Source organism: Bradyrhizobium sp. CCGUVB4N, from assembly GCF_024199945.1.
Classification (GTDB): Bacteria; Pseudomonadota; Alphaproteobacteria; order Rhizobiales; family Xanthobacteraceae; genus Bradyrhizobium.
Genome location: NZ_JANADP010000001.1, coordinates 1,103,057 through 1,118,193 on the forward strand (window position 1 = coordinate 1,103,057; position 15,137 = coordinate 1,118,193).

The following is a 15,137-nucleotide window of genomic DNA, read 5'->3' on the forward strand; positions in this document are numbered from 1 at the left end:
GTGCGCGTAAGGATCGAGTATCAAGACGTGTTATGATTATGAGCCCAGCTTGCCGCAGCGTCCCTCAAGTCTTGTTCAGAACTCTCGCCGTCACGTCCTCAGGCGGAACGCCCACGAGCCGCTCATAAAGCACTGGATCAGTCGCGCCCTCAGTATTGATCAGGAAGACACTCGCATCCGAGCCGAGTCCGATTTCCGCACGTAGCGCCGGGTCACCCGCTACCTTTGCCAATCCAGCGAGACCGACGCCGCCACTTTCGCCGGCGACGATCGCCGGATCACCGTCAACAGGATAGGCGAGATCTTTCATCATCGCGATCGCCTCGTCGTCTTCAATGGTCATGAAGGCATCGGCAACCCGGGACAGAATGCGCCAGGCAACAAGTGATGGCTCATAGCATTCCAGCATTGCCATGACCGTCGGCTTGTCATGCGGAACCTTCACGACATGGCCGGCCTTAGCACTCTCGAGGAGGCAGGCGGCTCGCGCCGGGTCCACCACAGTGAGGAACGGTCTGTCATCGCCGAAGACGAGTGCAAAGTGTGCGGCAACCGCTGCGGCAATTCCGCCGACGCCAGCCTGAATAAACACATGGGTTGGGGGTTTTGGTAGTGCGGCAAGCGCCTCACGCAGTAGCGCGGTATAGCCCTGCATGACAAGGTGCGGGATGCGTTCGTAACCAGGCCACGATGTGTCGGAGACCACGATCCAGCCCCGCTCGCTGGCGACACTCGAAGCCGTCGCAACCGAATCATCGTAGTTGCCCTCAACATGCTCGATGCGAGCACCATAGCGGGCGATCGCTCGGCATCGCTCCTCACTAACGCCCGCATGGACAAAGATGACGCAGTTTGCGCCAACCAGTTGGGCGCCTTGCGCGACCGACCGGCCGTGGTTGCCGTCGGTAGCACAGGTCACCGTTAGTCCCGCGGCGACTGCGGCCACCTCAGGTGAGCGCCACTCGGAAACGTCGACCGGACGGCCGAGTTGTTTCGACGCCAACTCGAGTACAAGCTGGATGACGGCATAAGCTCCTCCGAGCGCCTTGAAGCTGCCGAGACCAAGGCGGTGTCCCTCGTCCTTGAGGTATATGGATTGGACACCCAGGCGACGCGCAAGCGCCGGAAGTGAAACCAGTGGGGTCGGGGTCGCCCCCTCTCGATGTTGGAGAAAGCGTTCCACCGCTTGAGCCGCTTCAATGCCGAGAGCGTCGGCGTCGGAAGGATCGAGTGCAGAACGATAGTCACTGAGAGTATTGCGGAGCAACATGGCGTCATCTTCCGTTGAGCAAGTTCATCATAGATACCGTCCTTAATTTGATCACGGCGCTACAATTTCACCCGGATATCGCAGATTTCCCTCTCGCTCACCCTCTCAAATGAGCGTTTCGCGTCGGCGACGTTACGAGGCGTGCGTCGGGTCAAGCGTTGAGCCGTCTTACTCATTGGCTCAGCTTCCTCGCGACGTCGAGAAGGACGTTGGCGCCCGCGATCAGCTCATGATCGGCCGTGAACTCTGCGGGGTTATGACTAATCCCGCCCTTCGATGGCACGAATATCATTGCCGCCGGCGCAACGCGCGCGATCATTTGCGCGTCGTGACCTGCGCCTGACGTCATTCGCCGGCAGAGTAACTGCCGCTGGCCAGCGGACTCCTCAACGGCGCTCACAATTTCAGGCGCGAATATCACCGGCTCAAAGCGAGCCAAGCGCTCGGTCTTTACCTCGTAGCCTTCGGTGACAAGTCCGTCCAGGAACCTCCGAAGCGCCGCCTCCTGAGATCTCAGCCGATCCTCGTTCGGATTCCTCAAGTCGACAGTGAAGACAGCGGCTGACGGAATCACGTTGATCGCATTCGGTTCGAACCGGATGGTGCCGACCGTCGCCACAGCATTCTGCGTTCTTCGCGCTAGGTCATCAAGGAAAGCGATAACTCGTCCCGCTGCAACACCGGCATCGCGACGCATAACCATGGGCGTGGTTCCTGCGTGGTTCGCCGTGCCGGCTATTGACACCTTTTGCCACGAAATGCCCTGGAGGTTTTCGACAGCACCGATAGGCAGGCCTTCGGCTTCCAAGACAGGGCCTTGTTCTATGTGAAGTTCGACGTAAGCATGGGGGCGCAGGAATCCCGGTTCTCGGGATCCGGCGTAGCCGATACGAGCAAGCTCCGCACCTAGGGTGGTTCCGTCGGTCCCGATGGCAGCCAGAGCATCGTCGGTAGCGAGTCCTCCGGCCGCGACGAGGCTGCCCATCATGTCAGGAGCGAAGCGTACGCCCTCTTCATTGGTGTAGGCGACTACGGCGAGAGGCCGGGCCGGTCGAAGGCTCGCTTGCTGCATTGCTTCGATCACTGCCAAACCCGCCAGCACACCAAAGCAGCCATCGTAGATGCCGGCATCGATGACTGTATCGATATGGGATCCGATGACGACCGGTTCACCTGAAGCATCTTCCGGCTCCCAGATGCCATGGATGTTACCGATGCGATCGACTTCGATGCGCAAGCCCGCTTGCTTCAGCCATTCACAAAGAAGGTCTCGCCCCTCGCGATCGGCATCAGTGCCGGCAACACGGCAGAGGCGACCGGCTTCGTCTCGGCCGATCGCGCCCAGTTCTTTGATACGCTCGATCAAGCGAGCTGCGTCAATCGCAATAGTCATTGCCACCCTTCCATGGAGGCCGCCTTGAGGCTGGTTTATCAGCTGCTGCGACCCGTTTTGATCGTCAGATCGGATCGTTCGTCATGCCACTGGTAGTCGACGCCGCGTGATTGCGACATGGAGCTTGGTGCCGGTAAGAAGCCCCTCGTCGTTGAAGTCGTAGCTTGGGTTGTGCAAGGGAGCAGAGCTCGTGCCATTGCCTACGAACAGAAAGCAGCCCGGCACGTGCGCCAGAAACCGTGCGAAGTCTTCCGATCCAGTCATAGGTTCAAGTGCCGTCGCGACATTCTCTGGCGGAGCGACGGTATGTGCGGCGGCAAACGCTTCCTCGACTAGGGCAGGGTCGTTCAGGAGCGGCACAAACTCGCGCGTGTATGTAACCTCGACGGAAAGATTGTAGGTGCGGGCGGTTCCTTCAGCAATCGCACGCATCTGGGCCTCGATCTCCGCGCTGACTTCGGGGCGGAAGCTGCGTGCATCGCCCAGGATTCGTGCCAATCCTGATAGCACGTTCCGGGTACCGTCGGTAATGAGCTCGGTCACCGAGACAACACCGATGTCGGTCGGGCTCAGCCGCCGAGACACGATCGACTGAATATTCATGACGGTCGCGCAGGCGGCCACAAGGGTCTCCTTGCCATGATGAGGACGGGCGGCGTGGCCGCCGATGCCCTTCAGTACAATTTCGAAGTTGTCCTCTGCCGACATGATGGGCCCAACACGGGTTTGCACGTGCCCGACCGCAAGACCTGGCATGTTATGGAGGCCATAAATTTCCTCAAACGGAAACCGTTCCATCAAACCGTTGTCGAGCATCGCGAGCGCCCCTCGGCCCCATTCCTCGGCGGGTTGGAAGACAAAACGCACGGTGCCATCGAACCCACCTTCTTCGGACAGTAGCTTGGCGGCCCCAAGAAGCATCGCGGTATGACCATCATGCCCGCACGCATGCATAACACCGGGATTGAGCGACCGATGGCCAATCTCTCCTTGCTCAGAGATGCGTAGTGCGTCCATGTCGGCGCGCAGCGCGATGCAGCGATTGCTCGTTCCGCGCCTCAGCGTGCCAACCACGCCCGTGCCGCCGACCCCCTCAGTAACGTCGTCCAAACCAAATTCGCGGAGCTTTGCCGCCACGAAGGCTGCAGTGCGGCGCTCCTCGAACCCGAATTCTGGATGCCGATGGAGATCGCGTCTCCACTCCGTCATTTCACGGTCCAGCGTCGCAAAGTCGGTCATTAGCGTGTCTCCTTGGCGTATCTCGTTGCGATCAACGCATCGGCGGGGCGTACTGCGCGCCGCCATCTTTCACGAGGCGGTTGATGCCACGGGGAATACCCAGCGGTACAATATTGCGATCCCAGATCTCGGCGAAGTTGCCGACCGCCTTAACTGCGTTCACAGCCCATTGGGTGTCCAAGCCCAAAGCTGCACCGAGATTGTTCGTCTCGCCCATGAAACGCTGAATTTGGGGATTAGCGCTCTTACGGAACGTTTCTATATTTGATTGGCTGATGCCGAACTCCTCGGCGGTGAGCAGCGCGACATGCGTCCAGCGGACGATGTCGAAAAAGCGTTGGTCACCTTTGCGGACGAAGATTCCGAGAGGCTCTTTCGAGATGATTTCGGGGAGCACGACATAGTTGTCGCCCGCGGGACCCAGCGTCGCCTTGAACGAACCCAGTTGCGCACTGTCATTCGTGTAGGCGTCGCATCGGTCGCTCATCAGCGCGTCGCGGATCTGTTCTAGCTTCTCAATGACAACAGGTTTTAGTTCAAGCTTATTGGCTCGAAAATAGTCGACGAGATTCACCTCGCCGGTCGAGCCAGGCTCCACACAGACGGATGCGCCGTTGAGATCCAGCGCACTTTTTGCACCAATGCTTTTCTTTACGAGAAAACCTTGGCCATCATAGAAGTAAACTGCAGCGACCTCCAGACCAAGACTGGCCTCACGGGTGAGAGTCCAGGTCGTATATCGCGCAACGAGGTCGACTTCGCCAGACTGCAGTGCGGGAAAGCGCGTAAGACTAGTCAAAGAAGTGAGGCGCGCCTTCGCGGGATCGCCGAAGATTGCGGCTGCGACGGAACGGCAGAGGTCAACATCGAGCCCCTGCATGACGCCCTTGCTGTCGGGGAAACTAAAGCCGGGTTTGTCCCCCGAGATGCCACAGATCAGATATCCGCGCGCTTTGATGGCACCGAGCGTGTCTACCGTACCGGCTGCTGCGGGTGAGTTCTGTGCCTGAGCTTGAGTGACCAACGGCGCGATCGCTAACGCTGCTGCGCAGATCGTCGTACGCAAGGCTCGGCGCAACACGTCATGGCGCTTCGCGGGCGTCGAACAGCGCAAATCCAAATGTCTCATGTTGTAGTCCTCCTCCAAAGGCAGTGTGGTTGTTCGCGTTGATCTTTTCGCGGCCTCTTCGTCTCAAGACGGGATCTGCGCTGGCTAGGCGGCGAGACGTCTTTCGTTCGGACGAGTCGCGTCAATCGCAAGTGACATTGCCATCCATCCATAGAGTCGCTTCCGGGACTCGCCTCGGCGAGCCGCGGCCTCCTGTTGTGTCAATCAATCCATCGGCTCGGTATTTCCCGAGTTGGCACATCGGAAGATCAGTGCTGTCTAAGAACTTGACCTAAGAACAGCTTGAGCCGATCGGTCTTTGGTTGGCCAAACACCGCCTGCGGACTTCCAGATTCGACGATCTGGCCGTGGTCCATGAACACGACGCGATCGGCGACTTCGCGGGCAAATCCCATCTCATGCGTGACGCAAATCATCGTCATGCCATCCTTCGCGAGCGAAACCATCGTATCGAGCACCTCTTTGACCATCTCCGGATCGAGGGCCGACGTTGGTTCGTCGAACAGCATGATCTTCGGCTTCATGCAAAGGGCGCGGGCGATAGCAACGCGCTGTTGCTGTCCGCCCGAGAGTTGGCCGGGGAACTTGTTGGCCTGATCCGGAATACGGACACGCTCCAGGTACGCCCTCGCCTGAGCTTCGGCGTCTGCGCGAGCGACGCCGCGCACGAGCATTGGTGCGAGCGCACAGTTTTCGAGCACCGTCAGATGCGGGAACAAATTGAAACTTTGGAATACCATTCCGACTTCCCGGCGAATGGCATCCAGATGGGCGATGTTGTGGTCGACCTGTATACCGTCCACGAAGATCTTGCCCTGCTGATGTTCCTCAAGATTGTTGATGCAGCGAATAAGCGTGGACTTGCCCGAGCCTGAAGGCCCGCAGACCACGACCCGTTCTCCGGCTGCAACGTCCAGGTCGACGTCGCGAAGTACGTGCATGTTGCCGTACCATTTGTTGACCTTTTGTATTGAAACCGCGATCGCCTTTGTTGGCGAATTAGTCTCGGCGATCGCTGGCTCGACCACTTTAAGTTCCTCTTGATTCATCTGCTGTCTCTCGCGGAAGGAGCGGCTCAAGTTGTCGCCCGACTGGTCAATGGTTAGCGGTGTCTATGCATGTTGAGGCCGAATTCCAGCCATTGGCTGTATCTCGACATCGCGAAGCAGAAGACGAAGTAGATCAGGCCGGCGACGATGTAGGTCTCCACTCCGAATCCCTGCCAGGCTGGCTCGGCGACGGCGACCTGTGCCGAATGCAGGAGGTCGTATAGACCGATGATCAGGACCAGAGAGGTGTCCTTGAGGAAGCCGATGAAGTTGTTGACAAGCGGTGGAATGACCGTTCGCAGGGCCTGAGGAAGTACAATCCGTCTCGAAGTCTGCCAATAGGAAAGCCCCAAGACGTAGGCGGCCTCATACTGCCCCTTTGGAAGCGCTTGCAGGCCGCCACGCACGACCTCCGCGAGATACGCAGCGAAGAACAGGATGATAGCGATCTGGGCCCGAAGAAGTTTGTCAAGATTGACACCTTCGGGCATTAGCAGCGGAAACATGACACTCGCCATGAAAAGGAGGGTGATCAGAGGGACGCCGCGAATAACTTCGACATAGGCCACGCAGAGCCATTTGATGAATGGAAGGTCCGAGCGTCGGCCAAGGGCTACGAAGACTGACAACGGAAACGCGAGCGCGACCCCGATAGTCGCAATGATAAGCGTAAGTGGCAGGCCGCCCCAGCTTGCCTGGGAAACGAATGTGAGTCCGAATACGCCGCCCCACATGAGCAGTCCGATCAGGAGGAGCGTAAGCACCCACAGTGCTGCCAATTCGATGCGCCAGAACCGCTTCATCGCAGACACGACGAACAATCCAACGAAAAGGGCGATGACGATCGCCGGCCGCCAATGCTGCTCGAAGGGGTATGTACCGAACAGGATGAAGCGGTACTTCTCCCTGATGACTGCCCAGCAAGCTCCGCTTCCCAGCGCTCTACAGCTATCGGTAATGGGGCCCTGTGGACCGGCTGGAACACTCCACACGGCGTCAAAAAAAGCCCACTGGAGCAGCGAGATTCCGAACTTCGCCATGGCCACCAGCAAGACAAGTGTCGTGAGCGAGGAAAGCCACGAGTAGAAGAGGTTCTGCCGCGCCCAAGCGAAGAAGCCGCCACCGATCAATTCCGGGCGTTCGCGCGCTTCAATGAGCGTCGGATTGACGATGTGTTCAACCAAAGCGACCATGGTCAGCGCTCCACCAACGCCACGCGGGCGTTGTAGATGTTCATCAGAAGACTGATAGAAAGACTGATCGTTAAATAGACGCCCATGATGACGCCCACGAGCTCGATGGACTGACCCGTTTGATTCATCGAGGTGGTCGCGACGGACACAATGTCCTGGTAGCCGATCGCGACGGCGAGCGAGGAGCCTTTGGTCACATTCAGATACTGGCTCGTCAAAGGAGGAACAATGACGCGCAGGGCCTGCGGAAATACGATCCAAGTCAGAATGTTTTTCGGATGGAGCCCGAGGGCGCGAGCCGCTTCGTGCTGCCCTCGGCCCACCGATTCGAGCCCCGATCGGACGATTTCGGCGATGAACGCAGCATTGTAGATGACTAGACCTACGAGAAGCGCGAAGAATTCCGGAGAAACGGTGACGCCGCCGCGAATGTTGAAACCCTTTGGCTGAGGCATATCAAGGTTAGTCGATGCGCCGAGCGAGAACCCGACGACGAGCGGGATGATGACCAAAAGGGTGATGGCTACCGGCCAGAACGATTTTGCGCGTCCTTCCTCCAGTTGCTTGCGCGACGCTCGCTTCGCGTACAGCGTCGTCGCCAGTAGGCCGAGCACAAAGGCGAGCAGCGTCCAACCATGCGCGGTTTGCCAATCGAGAACGGGGAAGCTCAATCCACGATTCGATAGAAAAACGCCGGCGACGGGATTTAGAGCTTGCCGCACGGGCGGAAGGTTCTGAAGGATGGTGTACCAAAGAAAGAGCTGGAGCAGGAGCGGGACGTCGCGGAACAGATCGACGTAAATGGAAGAAAGCTTGGTGAGCAGCCAGTTCTTCGAAGTGCGCGCGACGCCGATTGCGGTGCCGAGAATGGTCGCAAGAATGATGCTCCAGAACGCAACCGATAGCGTATTCAGAGTCCCTACGAGAAGCGCGCGGAAATAGCTGTCTGCCGGCGTGTAAGCGATCAAGTGTTCGGCAATAGGCAAACCCGCTTCGCGAGTAAGGAAGCCGAAACCCGATGCGATGTTGCGCGCTGCAAGATTGTGGTGGAGATTGCCGGCGAGCCAGAAGACGCTTCCAAACAGGGCAAGCGCTGCGAGCGCTTGCCAAACGAATCTACGAACGGCGACGTTCGAAACAAGCGAGCCCAGCATTGTTGCTCGACGAGTGTGCGTTTGTATGTCGTTGTTGAGTGCCGTCATGTCGCTCTGCTACGAACTGCAAGAAGTGAGTCAAATTGAGAGTACGTCTCCCTAGGAGAAGACGAGAGGATTGCCGGAAGGCCTTCCTCACGCCGCCGCTCGCGAGCGGTATCACCGCATCGGGGGAGCGTATTGAAGGCCACCATCCTTCGCGAGGCGGTTTACGCCGCGCTGAATGCCCAGGCTTGCGATGGTGCGGTCCCAGAGCTCAGCGGTATTGCCGACGGCCTTGACCACATTGACGGCCCATTGCGCATCCAGCCCAAGAGCTGCACCTAGATCGCCGGTCTCGCCCACGAAACGCTGATTCTGTGGGTCTCGTGTCTTCCGGAAGGTGTCGATATTGGTTTTGGTGATGCCGCTTTCCTCGGCGGTCAGCATGGCAATGTAAGTCCAGCGAACGATGTCAAAGAACCGTTGGTCGCCCTTGCGGACGAAGGTTCCGAGCGGTTCCTTTGATATGATGTCGGGAAGAAGAATGTATTCGTCGCCGGCTGGACCCATCGCAAATTTCAAGGAGCCGAGGAGCGTGGAATCGTTCGTATAGGCGTCACATCGGTTGTTTGCCAACGCATCGCGGACCTGTTCGATCTTTTCGATGACGATTGGCTTCAGTGAGAGATTGTGGGCGCGGAAGAAGTCGACCATGTTGGCCTCGCTTGTCGAGCCCTGCGTCACGCAGACGGTGGCGCCATCGAGCTCCAGCGCGCTCTTTACGCCCAGGCTTTTCTTCACCATGAACCCCTGGCCGTCATAGAAATAGACCGAGGCGACGTCTAGACCGAGGCTGGCTTCGCGAGTGAGAGTCCACGTGGTGAAGCGGGCCAGCATGTCGACTTCGCCGGATTGGAGTGCAGGGAAGCGCGTCAAGCTGGTGAGGGAGGTGAAGCGAATCTTCTCCGGGTCGCCGAAGATCGCGGCTGCGACCGAGCGGCATATGTCCGCATCCAGGCCTTGCATCACGCCTTTGCTGTCCGGGAAGCTGAATCCCGGCCGATCGCCTGCCACTCCGCAGATGAAGTACCCCCGTGCCTTGATGGCTCCGAGCGTGTCGACCTTGTCTGAAGGAGGAGCACTCTGACCGGTCTGGGCTTGGGCGCTTCGCGGGACGATGGTCATCGCCGCTACCAGCGCCGCAGCACCAAACGCGATCGCCAGTGTTGAATGCGGCCTACCTGCGCGCGTGCGAGCGGATCCTAAAGTCACCATAGTCGTTCCTTCCCTGTTAAATGCGATGTGTTTGTTTTTCTTGGGCGTGCCTTACGGCATCACCGTTCGTCGAGCGAGGAGTGGTCGGAGTCAGGCAGTCGTCGATGCGACTGGTTGCCTATCCCGGATCGCTGCCTCTCCGAGATCCCAGAACAAGCCCGTCATGATCTGCATTCCTTCTTCCACCACGGAGACGAGCATGTGCTCGTTCGGTGCATGCTGGGAGCAGGACGGATAGGAGTGCGGAATCCAGAGGGTCGCCATGCCGATGATCTCGGCAAAGACTTCGTTCGGCAGCGACCCGCCAAAGTTTGGCAACAAAGATGCTTCGCGACCGAGCGTCGTCTCCATCGACGAGAGAGCGAACTGAACCCAACCGTTGTCGAGGTTGGTCCGGGTCGCAAGGTAAAAGTCTTCCTTGATTTCCTCGATCGTCACGTCGGAGAAACCTCGCGCGTCCAAATGGGCGCGCAGGGCGGGAAGAACTTTCGCCGGATCGACGCCAACGACATAGCGCAGCTGGCAGATCGCGTTAGCGGTACCCGGCACGGCATTGACCGGCGCGTCAGGCCGGCCACAAATGAAGGCCAGGACCTCGAAATTGCACCAGCCGTAGACCTGTTCCGCGCCCGCCAATCCCGGCTCACCCCAGTTGTCGTCGATCTCCGGGTCCTCGGGGCCTGTTTCGAGGGCAATCTTTTTCAGGGCTGCGCGGACCTCGGGCGGCATGCGATCCGGAGTCCATTCCGGAATCGCGATGCGGCCGGTTGGATCGGTAATAGTGGCAATCGCATGGGCAAGCCTGATGCCGGGATTGACGAGCAGGCCACCCCAGTTCCCGGAGTGGTATGCTCCTTCGCGGATCTCGCAGGTGAGACGGAAGCCGACGCTGCCGCGACCGCCGAGAAACAAAGTTGGAGCACCTGCTGCCAAACGGGGGCCATCGGAAGCGATGAGACAGTCCGACCTAAGCAGATCGCGATGCTCTTTTGCGAGTTCGGCCAGCCCGAGCGAGCCGGTCTCCTCGCCCATCTCGATGAGCACCTTGGTGTTGAATCCCAGATGGCCGCGTTTTTCCAAGACGATGCGCAAGGCAGCTAGGTTGATTGAGTGCTGCCCCTTGTTGTCCGCAGTGCCCCGGCCATAGATGCGACCTTCGGCTTCATCCAGTATCCAGGGGTCGCGACCGTCCTTCCAATCGCCAGCCATGCCCCACAGGACGTCGCCATGGCCGTAGATCAGAATGGTAGGACGACCCGGATCTTCGATTCGCTCGGCATACATAGCCGGTAGACGCCGCTCGACCGGGTTCTCGATGACTTGGCATGAAAAACCCATCCGTTCCAGGAGCGGACGCATTTCCTTGTTCAAGTAATGAAGGTTGTCGTCGCGGCTATCCTGGCGCGGGCTTTCGCTGCGGATTGCAATGCGAGGGGCCATCTCGGCCGTGAAGCCGCCGTCAACGACGTAGCTTCGCGCGGCGGCGATCGCATCTTCCCTCGTAGTCGGGTGGGCAACGCTAGACATCAGAACTCCCACGCTGCCGCTCCCTGTGCCGCGGTTCTTATGCTTTAAGAATGTGCGTATTCGGATATGATCAGTATTGCGGCGTGGCCGAGTTGTGCGCTCGGATTCAAGCTTCCGAATGCAATCTTCCCTCGTTTTCTCGGCATTGGCCGAACGAATTGTGGTGGTTCACTCGAAATCGCTCGGAGCGATATTTCGGGGGAGCGCCGAAAGCTCGGGTCGGGGTTGTCGACGAAAGGAGGAGGGGCGAGGGGAGCCCGAGACGCAGGGGATTCTCGTCGAAAAGATATTGCGCGCGAACTCAAAAAGGCTTTTAGCTTGAGAGGCTTACTTGCCGATGGAGGGGTTAATGCCGGAGAGGCTCGGGGTGCAGGACCTCGATCAACATGATCTAGCAATCCTCGAAATTCTTCAGCGCGACAACACAACTCCGCAACGCACTATTGGAGACATGGTCAATCTCTCCGCTGCGGCTGTTCAACGCCGGATCAGCAGGCTTCAGAAGGGCGGCGTCATCCAAAGCAACGTCGCCATCCTTGATCCAGAAACTGTGGGACTACCGATCACGCTTCTCGTGGAAGTCCACATAGAAAACGAGCGTCTTGATCTGCTCGAGGCTGCCAAGAAGGCATTCAAAGCAACTCCCGAAGTCCAGCAGTGCTACTACATTACTGGCGACAACGACTTCTTGTTGGTGATCACCATTGCTTCGATGAGAGACTACGAAGAGCTTACGAAGCGGTTGTTTTTCGAGAATCACAACGTCAAGCATTTCAGGACGATGGTGGTCATGGATCGCGTGAAAGCGTCGATGGGCCTAAAGTTACCCACCGAGAAGACGACCAAGTAGGGGTCTGCTGATCAATCGTCTAGCGCCATCGCGAGGACGCGCGCGACGTGAACGGCTTCCCGGGCGGCTCCGTCCCAGATCTGATGGCGACAACTTGTGCCGTCCGCGACGACGAGATCCTCGGGGGCTGCCTGGCGGACGGCGGGGAAAAGGGACAACTCGCCCATCGCCATCGAGATATCGATCGTGGCTGCTGCGTAACCGAATGCTCCGGACATGCCGCAACAACTGGACTCGATGGGCTTGACGTCGAGTCCCGGGACAGCCCGTAACGTTTTTTCCACCGCGCCCATCGCGTCGAACGCCTTTTGATGACAATGACCATGCAAATGCACGGTCCGCCTCTGTTGGTCCCGGAAAGACAAGGTGGTAGCACCTGTCGCCAGGTCATCGGCCAGCAATTCTTCGATCAGCCTAGCCGCCTTGGCCAAGGGCGCAACTTCGTCCTTCGGCAGAAGGGCGGCGAATTCGTCCCGGAACGTCATCAGACATGAGGGTTCGAGCCCGACGATCTTCGCTCCCCTGGATACGAATGGCGCAAGGGCTTCCGCAGTCCGCCTCGCTTCCAGGCGGGCCTCTTCTACAAGGCCTGCCGAAAGGAAGGTTCGTCCGCAGCACAATGGCCGGCCGCCGTCCTTTGCGGTGACGTGATGCATCCGGTATCCGCCGGCCTGTAGCACTGTTTCAGCCGCTTCCAAGTTTTCGCGTTCGAAGTACCGGTTGAAGGTGTCGCCGAAAAGTACCACGTCGCGTCCGTCGCCCACGACGTCCGATGGTGAAGCTTGACGACGCTTGTCGCGCCAGGGGGCGCGCCACACAGGCAACGTACGTCGCGCCGAAAACCCCAGCCAGCGTTCAGTTAGCCACGCCAGGCCAGGTATGCGGTCGCGCAAATTCATGAACGGGGCGAGCCTCGCAGCAAGTGGAGCATAGCGCGGCAAGTATGCGATCAGTCGCTCCTTAAGCGGCAGGCCGTGCCGACCATGGTAGTGGTGCAGGAATTCGATTTTCATCCGCGCCATGTCGACGCCCGTGGGGCAGTCACGCTTGCAACCCTTGCAGGAGACGCAAAGGTCCAGTGTTTCCTTCATCTCTGGAGAGGTTAGGGCTTCCGGGCCAAGTTGCCCGGAGATCGCGAGCCGCAACGTATTTGCCCGGCCTCGGGTCAGGTGTTGCTCTTGCCGTGTGACGCGCCAAGACGGACACATCGTGCCCCCTGCCATCTTCCGGCATGTGCCGTTGTTGTTGCACATCTCGACGGCGCCGCCGAAGCCGCCCCATTCGGACCAGTCGAGAGCCGTCTTCGTGGGAGCAGAGGCGCGATACTCCGGCGGAAAGCGCATCAAGCTGCGATCGTCCATGTGATAAGGTCGGATGATCTTGCCCGGATTGAGCCGGTTTCCGGGGTCGAAAGCGTCCTTGACCTCCTCGAAGGCGCGTGTGAGCGATCCGCCAAACATCGGCTCGATGAAATCTGAGCGGGAGATGCCATCTCCGTGTTCGCCTGAGAACGACCCTTTGAATTGTCTCACAAGGTCGCAAGCTTCTTCGGCGATGGCTCGCATCGCCTTGACGCCCTCTTCGGTCTTCATGTTCAAGATGGGACGCACATGGAGGCAGCCGACGGACGCGTGAGCGTACCAGGTTCCGCGCGTGCCGTGCTTCTCGAATAGCGCCGTCACCGCATCCGTGTAGTCCGCCAGGTGCTCCAGGGGAACGGCGCAATCTTCGATGAAGGACACGGGTTTCCCATCCCCTTTCATCGACATCATGATGTTCAGACAGGCTTCTCGAACTTCCCAAACCCGCTTCTGTCGCTCTGGTTCGACGACCTCGACCACCGCATCCGCAAAACCGTGGTCGGCCATGCATTGATCCAGTCGTTTCAGATCTTTTCTCAATTCTGAGAGATCATCTCCAGCGAACTCGACCAGGAGGAGGCAGTTCGGTTTTCCTCTCGTGATATCGTTGAGAGTGCGGATGAACAGCGGGATGTCGGCGCCGAGAACCAGAACGTTGTTGTCGACGAGCTCGACCGCAACGGGATTTAGTGCGACGAGATGCTCGGTCGTCTCCATGGCAGCGCGAAAGCTCGGGAAGTGGCAGACGCCCATGACGCGATGCCGGGGCAGCGGCGAGAGGAGCAGTGTCGCTTCCGTCGTGATTGCAAGAGTGCCTTCCGAGCCGACAAGGAGGTGGGAGAGGTTGGGTCGCACCGCCAGCAATTCATCGAGGTTATAGCCGCCGACGCGACGCTGGACCTTCGGAAAGATGGTCTCGATCTCGGATCGATGGAGCTTGGCTAGCGCAAGCATCCTGTTCATCAAATCGCGGGTGCGCGAGGATGAGTTATCGCCGATCGGTCGATCACTTAACGTGAAGGATTCGCCGTCATTGAACATGGCCTTGAGTGCGATGACATTGTCGACGGTCTTGCCATATCTGAGCGAGCGTGCTCCGGAAGAATTGTTGCCTGTCATTCCGCCGATCGTGCAGCGGCTCGCCGTCGACGGCTCGACGGGGAAGAACAGGCCGTCTTTCTTGACGAATGTGTTGAGTGCCTCGAGAACGATTCCGGGAGCGACTGAGATCGAACGGGCCGCGGGATCGTACTCGCGGATCGCATTGAAATAGCGGCTCAGGTCGAGCACGAGGCCATTGCCGATCGGTTGGCCATTCTGAGAAGTGCCGCCGCCACGCGCGATCACGGGGATTCCGTGTTCGGCTGCAATTGTCAGTGCCGCCGCGATGTCTGCCTCGGTTTTTGGGAAGGCGACGCCTTGGGGCATGATCTGATAGATCGAGGCGTCCGTCGCATACCGTCCGCGGGTGAATGCATCGAAGCGGACCTCACCCTCCAATGCGCGAGAGAGCTGCCTCTCGAAGGCGACATCGTACCGGTAGGGGCCTGCATAAGCGGTCTGGTTCATGTCGCGCCTTCATCATGGAGCCCCAGAGACGAAGGAATGGGTGATCATCGGCGGGAATGGCCCGTCTTGACCTCGGTCCCATCCACGCTACCCGTGTCCTTCCCTGTTGGGTTCGGTACCGCGCCGGCTTGCAATTAGCCCGTCTT

11 protein-coding genes are annotated in these 15,137 nt (G+C 58.9%); 1 reads left to right on the top strand and 10 read right to left on the bottom strand.

The genetic code is table 11. The annotated features are described in order from the left end of the window. Positions 1 to 64 precede the first annotated feature (64 nt). The 9 genes from NLM31_RS05200 to NLM31_RS05240 form a co-directional block, all read right to left on the bottom strand. Entirely contained in the window at positions 65 to 1,270 is a 1,206-nt protein-coding gene (locus NLM31_RS05200; RefSeq protein WP_254128304.1) for a diaminopropionate ammonia-lyase, read from the bottom strand. A gap of 172 nt (positions 1,271 to 1,442) precedes the next feature. Then, complete coding sequence (locus NLM31_RS05205; protein WP_254191673.1) at positions 1,443 to 2,663, bottom strand: Zn-dependent hydrolase; 1,221 nt, start codon at positions 2,661 to 2,663, stop codon at positions 1,443 to 1,445. 81 nt (positions 2,664 to 2,744) lie between these two features. Next, positions 2,745 to 3,902, bottom strand: a complete 1,158-nt coding sequence (locus tag NLM31_RS05210) for a M20 aminoacylase family protein (protein ID WP_254191674.1) — start codon at positions 3,900 to 3,902, stop codon at positions 2,745 to 2,747. Positions 3,903 to 3,933: 31 nt separating this feature from the next. After that, positions 3,934 to 4,983 (bottom strand): amino acid ABC transporter substrate-binding protein, encoded by a 1,050-nt coding sequence (locus tag NLM31_RS05215; protein WP_375167529.1) that lies wholly within the window; start codon positions 4,981 to 4,983, stop codon positions 3,934 to 3,936. A 296-nt stretch (positions 4,984 to 5,279) separates the two neighbouring features. Continuing rightward, the gene (locus NLM31_RS05220) at positions 5,280 to 5,972 is read right to left on the bottom strand and encodes an amino acid ABC transporter ATP-binding protein (protein ID WP_254135223.1); all 693 of its coding nucleotides are present in this window, start codon (positions 5,970 to 5,972) and stop codon (positions 5,280 to 5,282) included. Positions 5,973 to 6,133: 161 nt separating this feature from the next. Beyond that, positions 6,134 to 7,273 (bottom strand): amino acid ABC transporter permease, encoded by a 1,140-nt coding sequence (locus tag NLM31_RS05225; RefSeq protein ID WP_254191676.1) that lies wholly within the window; start codon positions 7,271 to 7,273, stop codon positions 6,134 to 6,136. A 2-nt stretch (positions 7,274 to 7,275) separates the two neighbouring features. Continuing rightward, the gene (locus NLM31_RS05230; protein WP_254191677.1) at positions 7,276 to 8,475 is read right to left on the bottom strand and encodes an amino acid ABC transporter permease; all 1,200 of its coding nucleotides are present in this window, start codon (positions 8,473 to 8,475) and stop codon (positions 7,276 to 7,278) included. A gap of 111 nt (positions 8,476 to 8,586) precedes the next feature. Continuing rightward, positions 8,587 to 9,594 (bottom strand): amino acid ABC transporter substrate-binding protein, encoded by a 1,008-nt coding sequence (locus NLM31_RS05235; RefSeq protein WP_254099488.1) that lies wholly within the window; start codon positions 9,592 to 9,594, stop codon positions 8,587 to 8,589. A gap of 180 nt (positions 9,595 to 9,774) precedes the next feature. Further along, positions 9,775 to 11,211 (bottom strand): M20 family metallopeptidase, encoded by a 1,437-nt coding sequence (locus tag NLM31_RS05240; RefSeq protein WP_254128310.1) that lies wholly within the window; start codon positions 11,209 to 11,211, stop codon positions 9,775 to 9,777. Positions 11,212 to 11,560: 349 nt separating this feature from the next. Between NLM31_RS05240 and NLM31_RS05245 the strand changes: the two genes are divergently transcribed. Next, complete coding sequence (locus NLM31_RS05245; RefSeq protein ID WP_254099484.1) at positions 11,561 to 12,061, top strand: Lrp/AsnC family transcriptional regulator; 501 nt, start codon at positions 11,561 to 11,563, stop codon at positions 12,059 to 12,061. Between the two features lie 11 nt (positions 12,062 to 12,072). Here the strand turns inward: NLM31_RS05245 and NLM31_RS05250 are convergent, their stop codons facing one another. Next, on the bottom strand, positions 12,073 to 14,991 hold the full coding sequence (locus NLM31_RS05250; RefSeq protein WP_254191678.1) for an FAD-binding and (Fe-S)-binding domain-containing protein: 2,919 nt from the start codon (positions 14,989 to 14,991) through the stop codon (positions 12,073 to 12,075). Positions 14,992 to 15,137 lie beyond the last annotated feature (146 nt).

Bases quoted from the DNA above. Each gene is read 5' to 3' on its own strand.
- NLM31_RS05245 (WP_254099484.1), top strand. From the start codon at position 11,561: ATGCCGGAGAGGCTCGGGGTGCAGGACCTCGATCAACATGATCTAGCA.
- NLM31_RS05225 (WP_254191676.1), bottom strand. From the start codon at position 7,273: ATGGTCGCTTTGGTTGAACACATCGTCAATCCGACGCTCATTGAAGCG.
- NLM31_RS05205 (WP_254191673.1), bottom strand. From the start codon at position 2,663: ATGACTATTGCGATTGACGCAGCTCGCTTGATCGAGCGTATCAAAGAA.
- NLM31_RS05220 (WP_254135223.1), bottom strand. From the start codon at position 5,972: ATGCACGTACTTCGCGACGTCGACCTGGACGTTGCAGCCGGAGAACGG.
- NLM31_RS05200 (WP_254128304.1), bottom strand. From the start codon at position 1,270: ATGTTGCTCCGCAATACTCTCAGTGACTATCGTTCTGCACTCGATCCT.
- NLM31_RS05210 (WP_254191674.1), bottom strand. From the start codon at position 3,902: ATGACCGACTTTGCGACGCTGGACCGTGAAATGACGGAGTGGAGACGC.
- NLM31_RS05235 (WP_254099488.1), bottom strand. From the start codon at position 9,594: ATGACCATCGTCCCGCGAAGCGCCCAAGCCCAGACCGGTCAGAGTGCT.
- NLM31_RS05230 (WP_254191677.1), bottom strand. From the start codon at position 8,475: ATGACGGCACTCAACAACGACATACAAACGCACACTCGTCGAGCAACA.
- NLM31_RS05240 (WP_254128310.1), bottom strand. From the start codon at position 11,211: ATGTCTAGCGTTGCCCACCCGACTACGAGGGAAGATGCGATCGCCGCC.
- NLM31_RS05250 (WP_254191678.1), bottom strand. From the start codon at position 14,991: ATGAACCAGACCGCTTATGCAGGCCCCTACCGGTACGATGTCGCCTTC.